The organism is Rhodococcus sp. 4CII, from assembly GCF_014256275.1.
In the GTDB taxonomy this organism is placed as follows: domain Bacteria; phylum Actinomycetota; class Actinomycetes; order Mycobacteriales; family Mycobacteriaceae; genus Rhodococcus_F; species Rhodococcus_F wratislaviensis_A.
In genome coordinates, this window is sequence record NZ_JACCFE010000003.1 from 203,102 (window position 1) to 219,253 (window position 16,152).

The following is a 16,152-nucleotide window of genomic DNA, read 5'->3' on the forward strand; positions in this document are numbered from 1 at the left end:
GAGGCCGTCGAAAAGCTGATGACCGCTGGCCGGTACCAGTTCCGCTACATCGCGCAACGGCTGCTCGACGACCGCGCGGAGAAGACCGAACGCGCCGCCGCCGCCCAGCCCTACCTCGACAAGGGCTACACGATCCTCGCCGAAGAACCCCAGTACGGAACGGATGTCCTGCTCGCCGACCTGGTCGCTGCCGACGGCAGCGAGGTCACCACCGCCCACACCGAGGCCGACCCGGCCCGGTGGGCGGTGTGGCTGAGCAAGGACGAACGCTACTTCGACACCGAGAGCGGCGAGGAAGTCGACGGCGAGGAGGTGGACTGGTCCACCGAGAACCACCCCGGCGCCACCCCGTACGAGGGGCACCGGCACGCGAACACGGTGCAGACCCGCCAGGTCTGGATACCGGAGTACGTGTGCCTCGACCTCGAGGGTGCCGGAGTGGCGCTCTCACCGGTACTCGCAGCCGCCCGAACCGCAACCGAGGGTGAAGGCACCGAGGACGACGCTGCCGCAGCCCTGCGGATGGAAGCCGAGTCCAAGGAACGCCAGCGTAAAGAACGCCGCCAGGTGCGGGAGCTGAACAAGCAGTCCGCCGCCGCGACCACCGTCCGCCGCGACTTCCTGCGCACCACACTGCTGGCGCGCAAGACCGCCCCGAAGGGCACCGCCGCATTCATCGCGGCAACCCTCGCCGCCGACTCCGGACTGCTCTCCGAGTACAACGCCAGCACCCTGGTTCCCGAGTTGCTCGGCTTCACCGACTTCAACATCGGCAGCGGCGTGCTCAAATTGCTCGACACCGCCACCGACAACCGCGCCCAGGTGATCACCCTCGCGCTGGTCGCCGCCGCAATGGAAGCCCGGATGGTCAACGACTCGTGGCGCTCGCGCCCCCGAAGCGCCGACCGCTACCTGACCTTCCTGACCGAGCACGGTCACACCCTTGCCCCGGTCGAGGAAGTCATCGTGGAACAGCGCACCCCCGACGACGTCGAGATCGACTGACCAAACCCCGGCCGGGGCGAGGACCTACCTCGCCCCGGCCAGGGGGCCAGCCGGGTTACCGCGAACACGCGGTCGGCCGCACCCCGCGCCGAAGACCCAGCCCCAACCCACCAGTGCTCACGCGGCGCGGGCTGCGGCCGAAGGCGGACCACTCGCCACCGCGGTCGGGCCCGCGGACCCGGCGCACCAACAGCAGGGCCCCGATAAAAGAAAAAGCGCCGAGAAACGAAAAGAAAAACAAATCCGGGCACCTTTCCCTTTTCTCTTTCATTTTTCTATCGCCACGCCTCCGCATCAAGGACACTCCCCGAAAACTTTTTCACGCGTGTCGTCCACTCCCTTATTTCGCGGAAAACTTTCCTCGCTCACCTTGACGCTTCGCCGCCGCGCCAGAACCTTCGCCAGTGCAAGGGAGGGCAGAGTATGGGCAGGGGAGAGCGCTAGAGCGGTCTGCTCTCCGGGGCTGATCGCGGGCCGCCATATCGCGGAAGAATGGCACGTCAACCATTTATGTATTGCCCGTAAATTTCGCGTCGAATAACTGGGAAAGCCTTGGAAATGACGCAATTATTCGATAAAATAAACACAATCGGAAATTCGACGGAGGGGGAAATGGTGACGGTCACCGTATACACCAAACCGGAGTGCGTACAGTGCAATGCCACCTACCGCGCCCTCGACAAAGAGGGGTCGACTATTCGATCGTCGACCTCACCGAGAACCCCTCCGCCCGCGACCGTGTGATGGGACTCGGCTACCTCCAAGCGCCCGTCGTCGTGGACGGCGACCAACACTGGTCCGGCTTTCGCCCCGACCGCATCGCGGCACTCGCCGCAGCCTGACACCCCGATGTCCGCGAGAAAGGATCGAACCGGCATGAGCGCCGCACTCTCCGTCGTCCCCGGCACCCCCGAACTTGCCGGTGTCGACCCGATTCAGCCCGAAGACTACGCAGATGACCTGCACAACGATGTCGAAGCGCTGTTCCTGTGCGCCCTGCTCTGGGCGCCGGCCGAAGCCGCCACCCGGGCCGTCGACCTCGTCGAGACCACCGACTTCGAACGCATCACCCACCGGGAGTTCTTCCGCCTCATCACCCGCCTGATCCGCGGCGGCGCACCCCACAACCCGGCCATGGTCGGAGCCGCCCTCGAGCAGTCCGGGCTCCTCGCCGGTCACCACGGATCCGAACGCTCCCGCCACCTCGCCAACATCACCACCCTCGGCGCCGAACACACCGCCGTCGACCACTACGCTCGCGCCGTCTTCAGCCAGGCCTACCGGCGCTCCTTCGCCGCCGCAGCCACCGCCCTCACCCAAGCCGCACAGCAACTCCCCGAAGACCAGCTCTACGAGCACATGTGCGAAATCGGCCGCCGCCAACGCACCTTCACCGAACGCCGCAACACCATCACAGGAGACGCCCGATGAGCATCGACCACCACGTCCACACCGACGACGAACGCGACGCCTTCCAACTCCACGAATCCGGACTCACCTGGACCCAGATCGCCCACGAGATCGGCTGCACCGAAGCAACAGCCCAAGCCTTCGCCGCCGCCTACCAACAACGCACCGACACCGCCGCCGCCGAATCCCAGATAAGCCTGTTCTGACGCCCTGACACGCACCTGATCACCGACGCCCACGAAAGGACCCGCTTGCCGTGACTGGAAAACTCCAGGACCTGCAAGGACGGACAGAGGCCGCGGTCGCCGACATCCGCCCGGCAGCCCTCCTCGACCCCGCAGGGACCGCCATCCTCGACAACTTCGTGCGCGCGCACTACCTCCGCACACTCACCACCGACGACCACGATCACACCACCGAGTAACCGGCCCGAGCTCCACGCCGAAGCGGCGTGTCAGACCCCTCGGGGATGCTGTCACCGCACGGCCGCCAGCAGAAAGGTCCACCCATGGCAGTGGCAGCACTCATCGCAATCGGAGCGCTACTGGTCTGGGCATTCGGATCCGTCACCGCCCGACTCGTCGGTGCCCTCATCATCTTCGAAGGACTGCTCCGCATCGGATTCACCGGCGCCGGCCCCCTCTCCATGACGATCCTTGCAGCCGGAGTCGCCGTATGGCTACTCGGACACTGGATCTGGGCATACAAACACAAAACCTGGCGCACCCGACTCGCCCTCAACGCCTACAGCTTGCCAGGGCTCCACCACTTCGCACCCATCGGAACGCACCGCGCACCGCGCACTGCGGTCAAGTGGCCATCGCAGCGATAGACGTCTGGATCTCGTGTGTAGGAAGTCGATGGCCGCGTATTGATCGCCGTGGCACTCGACCGCGGAAGATAGCCACTGAATTTACTATTACGCATCTTCGGCTGTCCCTTGCCAATAGTGTTTGTACCACATCGCGGTCTCGCCGACCTGCCTGTTAAACAAGTCGATCGTTCTCTTGGGTGCGCCCTGCTTTATCAGTAGGTTCCGGAATCCGATCACGTTGGAAAGAAGTAGCCGGGGAGAAAGTCCACCTCGTACATATTGTGCAAGTGTGTCAATAAAATCCATGTTGGGCGTAAATCCGCCGGGCGGAACACCGCCGCCAGCGCCGCCCCCTCCGGTGACCAGTCGCTGGCCCAGGAGAACGGCATAGTCATTAGGCTGCGAAGCTGGAATCGTCGATTCTACGAAACTCAGCGCATCTGTTAAAGCGGGTTGCGTCACCCATGGCATAAAATTCGTTCGATTTTGCTGCTCAACTCTCCAGAGATTGTAATCGCTCCGCCAGGATAGGTTTTCCGGAGATCCCAAGATCGACCCGGACTTGAGAATCAGACTATTGGCCTCACGGCTTGGTGCTACTTTGAAAATATCGCGTGCAGCACTAATTAGATATGGTTGTGCAGACTGCCGATCATCCGGAGCGGAATAGGGATACGTGTAGGGCCACGGGCGTTGAGCATTCTGTTCGCGCCACGATGTTGACCAAATTCTTTCGATCGAACCCGGGGGTGGATCGAGAGGCTTCACAAGGCGTTCGGCCCACGTCGGCACCGATGGCCACGTTCGTGGGTTGGGCGGCCTAATAGGAGGTGTTCGCGTAATAGGTAGCGGATACAGCTTCATCAGGGATTCCCTTCCAGTCTTCATGTGGCGACCTCTAGTGAGTGGGTGCCCGAAGCAAGACCCGCTCCCCATTCGTCAGGGCATGCCCGACCGGTTGGTTCCTAAACCGGGAGAGTCATCAGAACGGTCGCGGGGGGGTCGACTGCCGCTGAAGGGTCGCTTTCGGCCGCCCACCGCAAGCGATCGATGTCGGTTCACCAAAGTTTCAAGACCACACCGACCCAAGTTGCATCTAGATGAGGGTGGGCCGGAATGGTTCGTTTCTCAACCTCAGGGCTGCTCGGATCGGCGGCGAGCGAGTTCGGCGCGAACTGCGTCGGCGAGGAGCGGTTCTCCTGGTTCTGCATGTGGTACGGCCGCGCTCTCAAGGTCCTCCAAGAATCTTTCAAGCCGTTCCGTAGTCCACATGTCAGGCATGGTTGGGATTTGGCCTCTCATTCCGATCCAGGTGAAAGCGGGAACTAGGATAGAGAAAACGACGAATACTACTTCCAGGATAATCCAAGCCACGTTTAAGTACTCGACACCGCGCCAAATAAGAGCCCCGAGTGCGATGGCAGCGAATAAGATCGGAACAATAAACCCCTCGGAAAAGAACCTCTGTATAGGATTGCGTCGACGCATGCGTTCGAGAATCCAGAGCTGCCACGACCTGTCGTATCCGGTCTGTTTACGCAGGTAGGGCCAGAGTTCGCAGCGAATGTATTGGCCGATTCTCGTGAAGCGTGCCCATTCTGCGGTATGAAGGGCGGACACAACTAGGGCGAGAGGCGGCACGACAACTAATAGCTGACGATTTCCCGTATCCTTTGCGGCCGCAGTAAATATTACTCCAATGGCCGCGAGGCCAAGCCCCAGGACGGCGCCCTGTTTCGTGAAACATCCGACAATCTCATCGCGCAATGCTTTGTACTCCGCAAGAGCAACGTCGATTGCCTTATCGGGGCTTGGCCGCATCGATTCAGTCATGCGCACATTGTCCTAGGAGCGAGCGCTGAAGACACAGGAAATCCCTGCTTCGGACGGTCAGTGAATATCTCGAGGATCCGCCACAAGTATCAAGCGCTTGGAAGAGGATGCCTCCGCAAAGACAGCGCTTTGGTACGTGCCCTACAGGACGGCCATTCAGATCAGCGAAACTTGAAGTCCTCTCGATCAGGGTGTGAGGTGTCGCACCCGCACACCAGCACATGCGAGACCTCAGACGGAACGCTCCGAGACCGGAGTCCGCAATCGTTGGTTTCTGAGCCTCAGGGTTGCTCGGATCGGCGACGGGCGAGTTCGGCACGTACTGCGTCGTAGGTGAGGAACGGTTTTCCCGGTTCCGCATGTGGCACGGCGTCGCGTTCGAGATCCTCCAGGAATTCCTCGAGCCGTTCCGTAGTCCACTTGTCCAGTCCAGTGGCGCGGCGGTTGTCAGGCATGACTTCACTATCCGCTCCATGTCCGACATCCGTCACGCCTGGGGACTGTGTACACGTCCGGTGTCGCGCTCGAGTCCGTATACCTTGCTTGACCGCAATCGGTCGTATTCGGGCGTCGAATCGAGCGTTTCGGCGCCGTGTGACTCCCAGCGCTATCTGGCATGGTTCTGCCGACGCTATTTGGCTCGGTCGGTCGGTTGCTGTTCAGTGAGGTAGCGGTACACGGTGCTGCGTCCCACACCGAGCGCCTGGGCGATCGCGGTCATGGTGGCGCCGTCGGCCTTCATGGTGCGGGCTTGGGCGACGGTCGCAGTGGTGAGGGCGCGGGGTCGCCCGCCCACGCGGCCCCGGTTCCTTGCTGCGGCGAGTCCGATCAGGGCGTGTTCGCGGCGGATGGCGTGTTGGCAGGTCGACAGCGCGGCGAAGATCTCGAGGACGTGGGCACCGGTGTCCGGGTCGCTGGTGTTGAGGTCCTCGGTGATCGACCAGAGGCCGGCGCCGGTATCGGTGATCCGGGTGGCGGTGCGGAGCAGGTGGGTCAGCGAGTGGGCGAGCCGGTCGAGGGACCACACGACGAGCAGGTCTTGGTGTTCGAGCGCGGCGAGGGCGGTCTCGAGCTGTGGTTGCGGGGTGCTCGCCGCGGGGGTGGTGTCGGTGAAGATGCGTTCGCAGCCGGCCGCGGTGAGCGTGTCGTGTTGGAGCGCGAGGCGGCTCCGGTCGAGCAAGGTGATGCGGGCGTATCCGAGCTTCCTGGTCATCAGATCGTCCTCGGGGTGATTGTCGGTGGTCAGGTGCCGATGACGAGGGTGTCGCGGGCGGTGTCGACGACCTCACGGGTGATGGTGTGCAGGTCGTTGAGTTCGAGGACGCGTTGGACCTGGCCGAACAGGCGGTGGATGAGCCGGAAGTTGCCGCCGGTGATGCGGGCGACCGTGGCGATCGCCTCGGCGTCGGTGAAGTCGTCGGCGTTGAGTGCGAGGCCGAGCCGGTTCCAGTGCTTCTCGAGCACGAAGGCGAGTTCGTCATCGCTCAGCGGCCGGTATTGGTGGGCGAAGCCGATGCGGCTGTAGAGCTGTGGGTAGCGTTCGAGGCGGCGTTCCAGTCCGGGCATGCCGATCAGGATCAGGCCCAGGTGGTGGCGGTCGAAGAAGTCCCGAAGCTGTTCGAGGCCGGTGGCTTTGAGGCGGTCGGCCTCGTCGACGATGAGCAGTTCGGTGTAGCCGCAGCCGCGGCCGTCGCTGTAGGCGAGCGGATCGTAGTCGGGGTGGTGGTGGCATTCGATCGCCCAGGAAACCTGTTGGCACAGCGCGGGAATCGCCCGGTCGAGCTCGCGGGGTGTGGTGGTGACCTTCGGGGTCCACATCGCGGTGCGGGCGGTGTCGATGATTTCCGGGATGGCCGGGTCCTTGAGGTAGCGGTCGAGGAACCATTGCTCCCAGTCGTCGGCACCGCTGTAGACCCGTGAGGACAGGGTCTTGCCGATCCCCGCGGGTCCGAAACACACTCCGATGTAGCGGTTGCGGCGCACCGCGTCGGCGAACTCGACGAACCGGCGGTGCTCCTTGGTGACAAGAAACGGCGGACCGTCGCGCCGCACCGGGGTGGCGTCGCCGATGAGCGCGGCGGCGGTGTCGCTCTGCCGGGGAGGCAGCGGCGGTTCGCGGGTTTTCGATGTGCTCACGTGTATCTCGCCTCGGGTGGTTGTCGGGTCAGTCCTCGCGGTAGGTCTTCAATCTCCGGCGCGGCCTCTGCGGCGCCGGCTGGTCGTGGTCGGGGTCCGCGGCGCTGCGGTCGCGCGGGGTCAGTGGTGCGGTGTCGGGGATCGGGCCGGTGCCGGTGGTGGTCAGCGCGTCGGCGAGGCTGCGCCGGGAGGTGAGCGTGCCGCGCAGTTCGCGGCGCCGTCGGGTGCGGGCGCGTTGGAGGTCCTTGAGGGAGATGGTGGCGTCGGCGAGCTCGGCGCACACGGCGCGGCACAGGAATTGGTCGCGGTAGTAGAGGCGGATCTCGGCGAGGTCGCGGGGGTCGTAGCGGACGGTGACCCGTTCGCCGACATATGCCGACAGGGTCAGGTCGAGGTAGCGCAGTCCGTGGCAGTGGATCCCGTCGCGGTGCACCACGCGCGGGCGGGCCACGGTGAGCAGCAGCAGGTCCAGCTGCTCGAGCGAGTCGGGCATCCGCGGCAGCCACCCGTCGGCGAGCCACCGCTGCTGCGGTGGGACACCGGTTTCCGAGTGCTCGCGCCGGTGGTAGGTGTCGAGAATGTATTCGCCGATCGCGGCGTCGAGTTCGGCCAGCGTCAGCGTCGGTGCGGTCACGGGTTTGCCGTGGGTTCCGTGTGGGATGTGGCCGGGCAACCTCGGGAGGAGTTCGGTGGTGACGGTGCCGAAGAGGCGCTCGACCTTGCCGCGGCCCTGCGGCACGCCGGGGGTGGAGTGCACCAGCCGGATCCGGGTGTCGGCGCACACCTGGTCGAGATGGGCGGAGGTGAAGTCGGCGCCGTGGTCGCTGTAGAGCACGTCCGGCAGCCCGCACACCGCCCACCGCGGGTCCGTCTTGCGCCAGATCGCCTGCCGCAGCGCCAACGCCGTCTGCAGCGCCGACGGATCGCCGAGGAACACGGTGTATCCGGCGACCGCACGGCTGCGGTCGTCGAGGATCGTCGTCAGCCACGGCCGGACCGGTGTGCCGGCCGCGTCGAGGATCATCAGATCGAGTTCGGTGTGGTCCGCCTGCCACACCTCGTTCGGGCGGGCCGCCTCGCGGCGATAGACCAGCTCGAACCGGTCCCGGTAGGCGGCGACACCCTGATGGGCCAGGGTGGCCAATCCCGGATCCAGCCCGCCGACAATCGTGCGTACGGTCTCGTAACTCGGTGCGGGCCAGCCTCGCTGGGCCGCGATCGTGGTGACGGTGCGGTGGATGTGCGCGGTCGACGGCTGCGGCCGGCGCAACGCCAGTCCCTCGACCAGCTCGACGCACTCGCTGGGTAGCGTGCGGGTGCCGCGGTCCGAGCGCGGACGCCGGGCCAGCGCGGCCGGCCCACCGGCCCGGTAGGCGGCGAGCCAGCGGCGGGCGGTGCGGACCGACACCCCACCGGCGGCCGCCGCCCGCGTCAGCGGGACACCGTGCTCGAGATGCGGGCGCAGCACCGTCATCGGATCGGCCCGACCCCGGCCCGGGGTGCTCATCGAGCCGGGCCGGTAACAGCACCGCGCGCGCCGCCGGTGGAGACCGCCGCGCTCAGGTGCCGGTAGATCGTCGGGCGGGTCACCCCGAATTCGGCGGCGATCTGCGCCACGGTGTATCTGCGTTTGCCGTCCTCGCCGGTCTCCTCGTACATCGCCCGCGCCAGGGCGACCTGACGCGGACCGAGCTTCGGTTTCTGCCCGCCGGTGCGTCCGCGGGCGCGGGCCGCGGCCAGCCCGTCGGCGGTGCGCTCGGAGAGCAGCGCATGCTCGAACTCCGAGATCGCCCCGAGCACGGAGAAAAACATTCGCCCGGCAGCTGTCGAGGTGTCGACCCCCTGATCGAGCACCACCAAATCGATCCCGCGCTCCTGAAGCAGCCGCGAGAGTTCGATCAGGTTAGCCAGCGACCGCCCCAACCGGTCGAGCCGGGTGACCACCAGTTGGTCGCCTCGGCGGGCGACCAGCAGCGCCTGATCGAGACCCGGCCGGTGCGCGAGGACCCCGGAGGCGGTGTCGGTGAAGATCTGCTCGCAGCCGGCTGCGCGGAGCGCGTCCTGCTGCGCTTCGGGGTGTTGATCGCGGGTGGAGACCCGGGCCAGGCCGATCCGCACCCGTCCAGCGTAAAACGAACCCCCGAGCACGTGCCATAGCCGCGGACACGGGAACCGTGACACCCGTGACCTGGGAAAACGGCATCCGGCCGGGAGTGTCTCGCGAACCATCGTTTCCATGACACAGAACCGGGACGGTTGAGTCTGAGGGGTGCTCGGGTCAGAGGTCGGGGCCGATCACGGCCCGGGCGGTAGCGGCAACGGCGGGATCCGTGCCGGTGAGCCGGCCGCGTGTCTTCCCGGCGAGGAGCTCGAGGACGTCGAGCGTGGGGCTGACGACGGCCGCGGCGGGGAGGACCGGGCTGCCCTCCACACGCCAGCCGAGGCCGAGCAGCAGGTTTCGGATCTCGCTCGTCCAGTCCTCGGCCGGGATGCCACTCCCGACGACGGCGAGTGCCAGCCAGCCCGCCTGTCGGTCGAACTCGGTCCGGCCCACCGGCAGCCGGGACAGGATATGCCGCCACAGCGCCAATGGTTGCTCCCGGCACCGGCGGGCGAGCGCGGTCGGCGCCAGCCGACCCTTCCGCACACTGACCAGGCCCAGCGCTCGCGCGCTGTCGCGGAGCTGCGCGACCGGCCACGTGAGGTCCTCGCGGTTCGCCTTGCCGATCCACCACCCGGCGACGCCGGTCCGCTCGGCGAGCTGCTCGACCAACGTCGGCGGAAGGTAGCCGGCGCTCGTCAGCCGCACCCCATCGCCGATCAGGTCGAGAAGGACGAGGTACGGCTCGAACAGGCGTGTGGCGTCTGGCTCGCTCACCTCGACCGGGGCGGGCGCCGCCGACCGTGCCAGCACCTGCGTGAGCGCCCGGTTGCCGCGCCGCTCCAGTTGCTCGCGCAGCGCGGCCAACTCCCCGGCCACCGGGACCGGCGCGGCCACCGCCACCGCGAGGGCGGTGTTGGCCTCCTCGACGTCGAACCGGTCGGGATGCCAGTGAAGCGGCAGCCAGCCGCGGGCATGGTCGGCGTCCTCGAACGGGTCCGGGACGGAGGCCGGGTCGCACCCGCCCCGGACCCACGCCGCCAGCTCCTTGTAACCCCAGATCCCACCGCAATCCTCGGGCGGGCAGGCCATCCGACCGGCGGTGCAGCGCACCGCGGCGGGCGGCTCGTCGAGGACCGCCTCCACCGCGAGCACGTGGTCCCAGTCGTCACCGAAGTCGTACTGGTACCAGAGGCGGTCACCGGTGCCGGTCAATACCTGATCGAGCCGGACACCGTCTTCGAGCACGCCGTCCTCGCCCTCCTCGACGTCGAACGGTGTGACGAAGTACGGCGACCAGGGATCGCTGCCCATGCGGAACCGGTGCAGATGGCCGTCGAGCCACCCCATCGCGGCCTGGATCACCACGTGCAGTCGGTCGAGGGCGAGGTCGCCGGGCAGCTCGAGCCGCCGCCACACCGGGGGCTTGGCACCGACCAGGTCGAGCCGGACCCGAAAGCCGCGGATACGGGTCGGCGCATCCCCGACCATGGGCTCGGGGACTCGCAGCACATTCTCGACCCACCCCATCGAACGCTCCGCCCCGACCGCGCCCAAGAACGCTTGTTGTTGCTGCGGGGACAACTCGGCCATGAGCTGCTCGGCGAGCCGTCGTACGTCGTCTGAGGTCGGCACGACACCAGTCAACCATCGACCGTGAACGGCATGCCCAGCCGATCCACGAAACAGGGTGCGAGGTGCTCGGCGTGCAGGGTCGCCCGTGTTGCCGCCACCTCGCCCGATCGGCACCGTGCCAAATAGCGTCGACAAAAACGTGCCAGATAGCGCTGGGAGTCACACTCAGTGCGGGTGTCGAAAAAGGATGGATATCTTTAGCCCTCCCGATGCTGTCTTTCACGTAGGGCACGCGATGTTTCGCGAGTCCACGCCACGTCATGGACGGGTTACCGTCGCTGCCGTCCATGACGAAGACGGTGGGAGATTTGATGCAAGTGACGCGGGTGTTGGATCCGGCGAGTGATGCGGTGTCATTCACGCTGCTCGACGAGAACGGCGTCGTGGCGCCGGCCGAACGCTATTTGCGGTACCTGGCCGATATCGAGCGGTCGCCGAACACGATCAAGGCGCACGCCCACGACCTCAAGGACTGGTTCACATTCCTGGGCGAAATCGAATGTGATTGGCAAACCGTAAAACTCGAGGACATCGGAGCATTCATCCGCTGGCTGCGGCGACCCCCGGGCGTCCGGGAGCAGTCGGTATCGGTACTGCCCTCGGTGGGGCATCACTGCAGCGAGGCGACCGTGAACCGCAAGCTGTCTACGGTCTCGGTGTTCTATCAGCACGCCACTCGGCATGGGCTCGACCGTGGTGAGTTGGTGACGCTCTGGGACCGTGGCGCGGCCCGCGGTGGGTGGAGGCCGTTCCTGCATCACATCAGCAAGAGCGCACCGCATGCGCGGCGGGTCGTGAAGCTTCCGATGACGTCCAAGATTCCTCGGCTTCTGGCACCGGACGAGGTCCAGACCATTCTGGATGCGTGCAGGCATCTGCGCGATCGCCTGCTGTTCGCGGCGCTCTACGACTCCGGAATCCGGATCGGGGAAGCGTTGGGTCTACGGCATGAAGACGTCGCCGCGGCGGAGCGCGAGATCACCGTGCGCCGCCGCAGCAACACCAACGGTGCCCGTGCCAAGTCGCCGCATTCACGGACGATCCCGGTCAGCGCCGAACTGGTTCGCCTCTACGCCGATTACCTCCATACCGAGTACGGCGACCTGGATTCGGATTATGTGTTCGTCAATCTCTGGGGCCGCCCCTACGGTCGGGCGCTGACCTATTCCGCGGTGCACGCGCTCGTGCGTCGCCTGCGCAGAGACACCGGGATCGACTTCGATCCGCACTGGTATCGGCACACCTACGCCACCCGGATGCTGCGCGACAAAGTCCCGGTCGAAGTGGTCTCCAAGCTCCTCGGGCACGCTTCGCTGACCACCACCACCATGACGTACGGGCACCTGAGCAGCGACGACGCACGACAAGCCCTTGCCGAAGCCGGCTGGTTCACCACCGCGGCGGCGGTGACGCTGTGAGCCGCCTGCATTCCCTGCCGTTCCCCGATGAAGATCGCCCGCCGACGCCGCGACGGCAGGACATGACCGCACAGCCGCGGATCCGCCACGATGCCCGGGACCCATGGGAAACCGAATACCCGAAGGACATCTGGAACGCCAGACACCTCGGCATCGCCACACGCAGCAAAGTCACCATCCACTTCGATCAGATCACCCGCCCTTGGCTGAAGGTCCTCGCCAAGAAGTGGGCCCGCTGGCGCCTCTCAACCGGACTGACCATCGAAGCCGCCGGAATGGGCACCAAGGCCATCGAAACCTTCAATGCCTTCCTCGACACCACCCACACCCGCGTGAACGGCACCGCTGACATCGACCGCGCCCTGATCGAACAATTCCTGGCCTACCTCCACACCCACAGCCCAGGCCAGGTCACTCACCGCCAACGCGTGGGCCAGTTCAACCTGTTCTTGCTGACCACCCGGCGGCACGAATGGGTCACCGATCTGCCGAACACCGCCTCGATCTACTCCGAGGACTATCCGAAAGAAACCATTCGCGAGCCGCGAGCATTGAGTGAGCACGTCATGGCCCAAGTCGAACACCCGGAGAACCTCGCCAAATGGACGAGTCCGCATCACCGGCTGATCACCGTCATCTTGATTCGGTGCGGGCTACGGATCAGTGACACCGTCGCCCTGACCCAGGACTGCATTGTCCGCGACAAGGACGGCGCCCCTTACCTGCGATATCTCAACCACAAGATGAAACGAGAAGCTCTCGTCCCCATCGACGAGGAACTCGAGCACGCCATCACTGAGCACATCGCCCACGTGAACCGAACCCATCACACCGACACACGCATGCTGTTCCCACCCCGGCACCCCAATGCCGCCGGCACCGGGCACATCAGCACACACACCTACAGCACGTCGCTGCGACGGTGGGTCGCGCGATGCACCATCACCGACGAGCACGGGCACCCCGCCGTGGTCAGCCCCCACCGATTCCGCCACACACTGGGCACCAGACTGATCAACCTCGACGTCCCGCAAGAGGTCGTGCGCCGCATTCTCGACCACGACTCACACCAAATGACCGCGCATTACGCCAGGTTGAGCGACACGTCGATACGTCGACATTGGGAGGCCGCCCGCAAGGTCAATGCATCCGGCGCCGAGGTCACCCTCGACCCGGACGGTCCGCTCGCCGAGGCAGCCTGGTCCAAGCAACGCCTCGGCCGCACCACCCAGGCGTTGCCGAACGGCTACTGCGGCCTGCCGGTCCAGAAGACTTGCCCCCACGCCAACGCATGCCTGACCTGCCCGATGTTCATCACCACCGCCGAGTTCCTGCCCCAGCACCGTGAGCACCGAACTCAGGTCTTGCAGATCATCTCGGCCGCCGAAGCCCGCGGTCAGCAACGACTTGTCGAGATGAACTCCCGAGTCCTCGGCAATCTCGACCTGATCATCGGCACACTCGACGACGAGCGCGAGGCCGATCCTGCACGTGAGCCGAGCGCAGGCGATTATGCGAGCTGACAACCGCCACCACATCCACCAAGCCGCCCAGCGCCGGCACGAGTTGACGCGTTCGAAAGCAGTTGCCGCCCTGCGCAAACTCGAAAATGAGGGAAGCCCAGTTACATTCGAAGCCGTTGCCACCGAGGCTCAGGTCTCACGATCATGGCTCTATACCCAACCCGACCTGCGGGACGAGATCATCCGGCTCCGCTCCGAAGGTCGGCGGGATCGGCCACCAGTCCGGACCCGGGATCGCGCGACCACCGATTCCTTACACACCCGGCTGGCTGTCGCACACAATCGCATACGAGCACTTACCGAGGAGAACGCGAGTCTGAGACACCAGCTTGCTCTCGCCCTCGGACACGCCCGAGCGAGCCGCACAAATTTGCGAACAACTCCAACGTGACTGCATCAACTCGATAACAAACGTCAGGCGAAGGGAGCCGCCCAGCACGGGCGGTTGCCTCCGTTCTAGACAACGTCTACATCGCAAGACCCCAGCTCAGCAGACCACAACCGCACCGGGCTAAAGATATCGATGGATTCTCGACAATTGGTGGAGTGGGGAACCAGTTGGGGTGCCGATCGGTCACCTAGGGGTGCAGTCAGTCCTCGCTTGACGCGGAAGTGTCCGCGACGTGATACTGGACGTGCCCACGGCATAGCGTTCGTGGGAAGTGGACCCGGGAGCTCTCCGGACGGTGAGTCGCCCGGGTTTTGCGTATCTATGGCAGGGTATGCACTTCAACCAGATCGACCACGGCCTTTCGGTGATGTCCACCCTTCCCCCAAGCCCAGGCAATTACGTCAGGGACCCACAGCATCGGTTCGCTCGTCGGTAGCGCGTGCCGGAAGGGGAATCCCGGTCCACTGGAGGCCATCAGCGCCGCCCGGATGACGTGCCGGTCCTGTCGATCCTGATCGCAGGATTCGAGCCAGAGTTGACGGACGCCCATGGTGTCGAGGTCGGTGACCATTGCGGCAAGGGCCTCGTCGCGAGCACGGCGCTCCGGCCGGCCGTGTAGTCGCGCGACGTACAGGTGCGCCTGCACATCGAGTTCAACGACTCCGCGGATGATTTCGTGCGCTCTGCGACTGTCGTGTGACATGTGGATCCGTGCAGCCCTCGGGGCGCGGAGCGCCTTGAGGGCCTTCCGGGCCTCGGCCAGATCGGCGGGAGCGATCGTCGCCGCGCAGATCAGGTAGTCACCGCGACGTGACTCGTCCGCGAACGCATGCATCGCTCACCTGCCTCTCGAAGTTCGGAGGTGGCAACTGAATCACGCGGGCGTCCCAGCGTTCAAACCATCCTGTTGATGCTCCTGTGGATAAACATCGACCTCGACTACAGATAACCCACATCCTGATCCGAGGGCCAGCGGAGTCGGGCGGTCCCCGGACATCGTCCGGAACGCTCTCATCGCCACCATGGACCGCGGGCGGTGACAAACATATTGATCCGAAGGTCGGGGCCCAAGGACATCCCGCCGATGACCGACGCCGTCACCGTCGACGAGGACGGCCGCTACCTGTTACGCCTGGCCCGACATCTGCCCTACCTCCGCGAGGACGTCTGGCGCGGCGTTCTCGAGCTGCGTCGTCACAGCGCACGGGCACTATCCTGCTCGTGCGCCGACTCCCCGGCACTGCTCGAATACCGCAACAGAGACAGCGTCCTACGCTGGGAGATCGACTCGGACGGTCCCGCCCGGTCCCTCCTGATCTTCACCCACCGCTGCGGTGACCGGCACGACGGAGTCGACGCCATGGGATGGTGGCTCACCGAACTCGATGTTCTCCCCGAGATCCTGGACGGACACCCCCGTGTCCGATCTCCCACACCGGGCAGCGGAAATGATCCGCCGCTGCCGCTGCACCTTCGGGTGAAATGCGGTCGGCAACATCGCCAGCCATGTCGGCAGTGTCCCCGCGCGCACCGTTTCGTCAAGGGCGGCGAACTCCGGTGATGACTGGACCCGCTTCGTGGTGAGGTCGACCACCTCCTGCCGACGGCCGCTGCGGTGAGCAGTCGTCGCCTGCCCCGTGGAGCCAGCGCGCCTCAGCCAGAAGCCGACGACCCCGCGACGACGACCTGCAGTGTGGCACTCATCGCCGACTCCCGCGTATAGCGCGACCGTGCAGCCCCCCGGATCGACGACCCCGATCCGCGCTTCCTCACCGACTGCAACGGAGGTGAGAGGGTGGGTGCCGTGGACCGACCGCGGACGGTCCACAACTCTGCCCCACGCTCTAGGGGTGGCCGCACCGGGTTGGGCACCGAGGACTGCGGAT

Annotated in this window: 18 protein-coding genes and 1 pseudogene; 10 read left to right on the plus strand and 9 right to left on the minus strand. The window is 65.5% G+C overall.

Annotation, left to right across the window (positions count from 1 at the left end):
* The first annotated feature begins 18 nt into the window (after positions 1 to 18).
* The 6 genes and pseudogenes from H0B43_RS37670 to H0B43_RS37695 all read left to right on the plus strand — a co-directional run bounded on the left by H0B43_RS37670 (position 19) and on the right by H0B43_RS37695 (position 3,247).
* The gene (locus H0B43_RS37670; protein WP_185730254.1) at positions 19 to 1,005 is read left to right on the plus strand and encodes a hypothetical protein; all 987 of its coding nucleotides are present in this window, start codon (positions 19 to 21) and stop codon (positions 1,003 to 1,005) included.
* Between the two features lie 615 nt (positions 1,006 to 1,620).
* A pseudogene (gene nrdH / locus H0B43_RS37675) lies at positions 1,621 to 1,847 on the plus strand (glutaredoxin-like protein NrdH).
* A gap of 34 nt (positions 1,848 to 1,881) precedes the next feature.
* Complete coding sequence (locus H0B43_RS37680; RefSeq protein WP_185730253.1) at positions 1,882 to 2,436, plus strand: DnaB-like helicase N-terminal domain-containing protein; 555 nt, start codon at positions 1,882 to 1,884, stop codon at positions 2,434 to 2,436.
* The gene (locus tag H0B43_RS37685) at positions 2,433 to 2,621 is read left to right on the plus strand and encodes a hypothetical protein (protein WP_185730252.1); all 189 of its coding nucleotides are present in this window, start codon (positions 2,433 to 2,435) and stop codon (positions 2,619 to 2,621) included. The genes H0B43_RS37680 and H0B43_RS37685 overlap by 4 nt, the downstream gene beginning before the upstream one ends.
* 50 nt (positions 2,622 to 2,671) lie before the next feature.
* Positions 2,672 to 2,839, plus strand: coding sequence for a hypothetical protein (locus H0B43_RS37690; protein ID WP_185730251.1), 168 nt, complete (start codon positions 2,672 to 2,674; stop codon positions 2,837 to 2,839).
* Between the two features lie 84 nt (positions 2,840 to 2,923).
* Positions 2,924 to 3,247: a hypothetical protein gene (locus tag H0B43_RS37695; protein WP_185730250.1), complete on the plus strand. Its 324-nt coding sequence runs from the start codon at positions 2,924 to 2,926 to the stop codon at positions 3,245 to 3,247.
* An 87-nt stretch (positions 3,248 to 3,334) separates the two neighbouring features.
* Here H0B43_RS37695 and H0B43_RS37700 read toward each other — a convergent pair whose 3' ends face one another.
* The 8 genes from H0B43_RS37700 to H0B43_RS37735 form a co-directional block, all read right to left on the minus strand.
* Positions 3,335 to 3,691, minus strand: a complete 357-nt coding sequence (locus H0B43_RS37700) for a hypothetical protein (RefSeq protein WP_185730249.1) — start codon at positions 3,689 to 3,691, stop codon at positions 3,335 to 3,337.
* Positions 3,692 to 4,363: 672 nt separating this feature from the next.
* The gene (locus tag H0B43_RS37705; protein WP_185730248.1) at positions 4,364 to 5,062 is read right to left on the minus strand and encodes a hypothetical protein; all 699 of its coding nucleotides are present in this window, start codon (positions 5,060 to 5,062) and stop codon (positions 4,364 to 4,366) included.
* 281 nt (positions 5,063 to 5,343) lie between these two features.
* A complete protein-coding gene (locus H0B43_RS37710; RefSeq protein WP_185730247.1) occupies positions 5,344 to 5,517 on the minus strand; it encodes a hypothetical protein in 174 nt (57 codons plus the stop codon).
* A 176-nt stretch (positions 5,518 to 5,693) separates the two neighbouring features.
* Complete coding sequence (locus H0B43_RS37715) at positions 5,694 to 6,275, minus strand: recombinase family protein (RefSeq protein WP_185730246.1); 582 nt, start codon at positions 6,273 to 6,275, stop codon at positions 5,694 to 5,696.
* Positions 6,276 to 6,304: 29 nt separating this feature from the next.
* On the minus strand, positions 6,305 to 7,114 hold the full coding sequence (locus tag H0B43_RS37720) for an AAA family ATPase (protein WP_185730428.1): 810 nt from the start codon (positions 7,112 to 7,114) through the stop codon (positions 6,305 to 6,307).
* A gap of 112 nt (positions 7,115 to 7,226) precedes the next feature.
* Positions 7,227 to 8,705 carry a Mu transposase C-terminal domain-containing protein gene (locus H0B43_RS37725; protein WP_252190323.1) on the minus strand — a complete coding sequence of 493 codons (1,479 nt, stop codon included), beginning with the start codon at positions 8,703 to 8,705 and terminating at the stop codon, positions 7,227 to 7,229.
* A complete protein-coding gene (locus H0B43_RS37730) occupies positions 8,702 to 9,316 on the minus strand; it encodes a recombinase family protein (RefSeq protein WP_185730245.1) in 615 nt (204 codons plus the stop codon). Before H0B43_RS37730 ends, H0B43_RS37725 begins: the two co-directional genes overlap by 4 nt.
* Before the next feature lie 160 nt (positions 9,317 to 9,476).
* Entirely contained in the window at positions 9,477 to 10,934 is a 1,458-nt protein-coding gene (locus tag H0B43_RS37735) for a plasmid pRiA4b ORF-3 family protein (RefSeq protein WP_312034082.1), read from the minus strand.
* A gap of 311 nt (positions 10,935 to 11,245) precedes the next feature.
* On the opposite strand from H0B43_RS37735, the gene H0B43_RS37740 reads away from it, so the two are divergent.
* The 3 genes from H0B43_RS37740 to H0B43_RS42195 all read left to right on the plus strand — a co-directional run bounded on the left by H0B43_RS37740 (position 11,246) and on the right by H0B43_RS42195 (position 14,266).
* Positions 11,246 to 12,352 (plus strand): site-specific integrase, encoded by a 1,107-nt coding sequence (locus H0B43_RS37740; protein ID WP_185730244.1) that lies wholly within the window; start codon positions 11,246 to 11,248, stop codon positions 12,350 to 12,352.
* 62 nt (positions 12,353 to 12,414) lie between these two features.
* Positions 12,415 to 13,875 (plus strand): site-specific integrase, encoded by a 1,461-nt coding sequence (locus H0B43_RS37745; protein WP_185730243.1) that lies wholly within the window; start codon positions 12,415 to 12,417, stop codon positions 13,873 to 13,875.
* Complete coding sequence (locus H0B43_RS42195) at positions 13,865 to 14,266, plus strand: DUF6262 family protein (protein ID WP_252190356.1); 402 nt, start codon at positions 13,865 to 13,867, stop codon at positions 14,264 to 14,266. The genes H0B43_RS37745 and H0B43_RS42195 overlap by 11 nt, the downstream gene beginning before the upstream one ends.
* Before the next feature lie 319 nt (positions 14,267 to 14,585).
* Here the strand turns inward: H0B43_RS42195 and H0B43_RS37750 are convergent, their stop codons facing one another.
* Positions 14,586 to 15,101: a hypothetical protein gene (locus H0B43_RS37750; protein ID WP_185730242.1), complete on the minus strand. Its 516-nt coding sequence runs from the start codon at positions 15,099 to 15,101 to the stop codon at positions 14,586 to 14,588.
* A gap of 249 nt (positions 15,102 to 15,350) precedes the next feature.
* On the opposite strand from H0B43_RS37750, the gene H0B43_RS37755 reads away from it, so the two are divergent.
* On the plus strand, positions 15,351 to 15,827 hold the full coding sequence (locus H0B43_RS37755) for a hypothetical protein (protein WP_252190322.1): 477 nt from the start codon (positions 15,351 to 15,353) through the stop codon (positions 15,825 to 15,827).
* Positions 15,828 to 16,152: the final 325 nt, after the last annotated feature.

Coding starts and splice junctions, on each gene's coding strand:
- H0B43_RS37670 (WP_185730254.1), top strand. CDS start 19: ATGACCGCTGGCCGGTACCAGTTCCGCTACATCGCGCAACGGCTGCTC.
- H0B43_RS37680 (WP_185730253.1), top strand. CDS start 1,882: ATGAGCGCCGCACTCTCCGTCGTCCCCGGCACCCCCGAACTTGCCGGT.
- H0B43_RS37685 (WP_185730252.1), top strand. CDS start 2,433: ATGAGCATCGACCACCACGTCCACACCGACGACGAACGCGACGCCTTC.
- H0B43_RS37695 (WP_185730250.1), top strand. CDS start 2,924: ATGGCAGTGGCAGCACTCATCGCAATCGGAGCGCTACTGGTCTGGGCA.
- H0B43_RS37705 (WP_185730248.1), bottom strand. CDS start 5,062: ATGACTGAATCGATGCGGCCAAGCCCCGATAAGGCAATCGACGTTGCT.
- H0B43_RS37710 (WP_185730247.1), bottom strand. CDS start 5,517: ATGCCTGACAACCGCCGCGCCACTGGACTGGACAAGTGGACTACGGAA.
- H0B43_RS37715 (WP_185730246.1), bottom strand. CDS start 6,275: ATGACCAGGAAGCTCGGATACGCCCGCATCACCTTGCTCGACCGGAGC.
- H0B43_RS37725 (WP_252190323.1), bottom strand. CDS start 8,705: ATGAGCACCCCGGGCCGGGGTCGGGCCGATCCGATGACGGTGCTGCGC.
- H0B43_RS37740 (WP_185730244.1), top strand. CDS start 11,246: ATGCAAGTGACGCGGGTGTTGGATCCGGCGAGTGATGCGGTGTCATTC.
- H0B43_RS37745 (WP_185730243.1), top strand. CDS start 12,415: ATGACCGCACAGCCGCGGATCCGCCACGATGCCCGGGACCCATGGGAA.
- H0B43_RS42195 (WP_252190356.1), top strand. CDS start 13,865: ATGCGAGCTGACAACCGCCACCACATCCACCAAGCCGCCCAGCGCCGG.
- H0B43_RS37750 (WP_185730242.1), bottom strand. CDS start 15,101: ATGCATGCGTTCGCGGACGAGTCACGTCGCGGTGACTACCTGATCTGC.
- H0B43_RS37755 (WP_252190322.1), top strand. CDS start 15,351: ATGACCGACGCCGTCACCGTCGACGAGGACGGCCGCTACCTGTTACGC.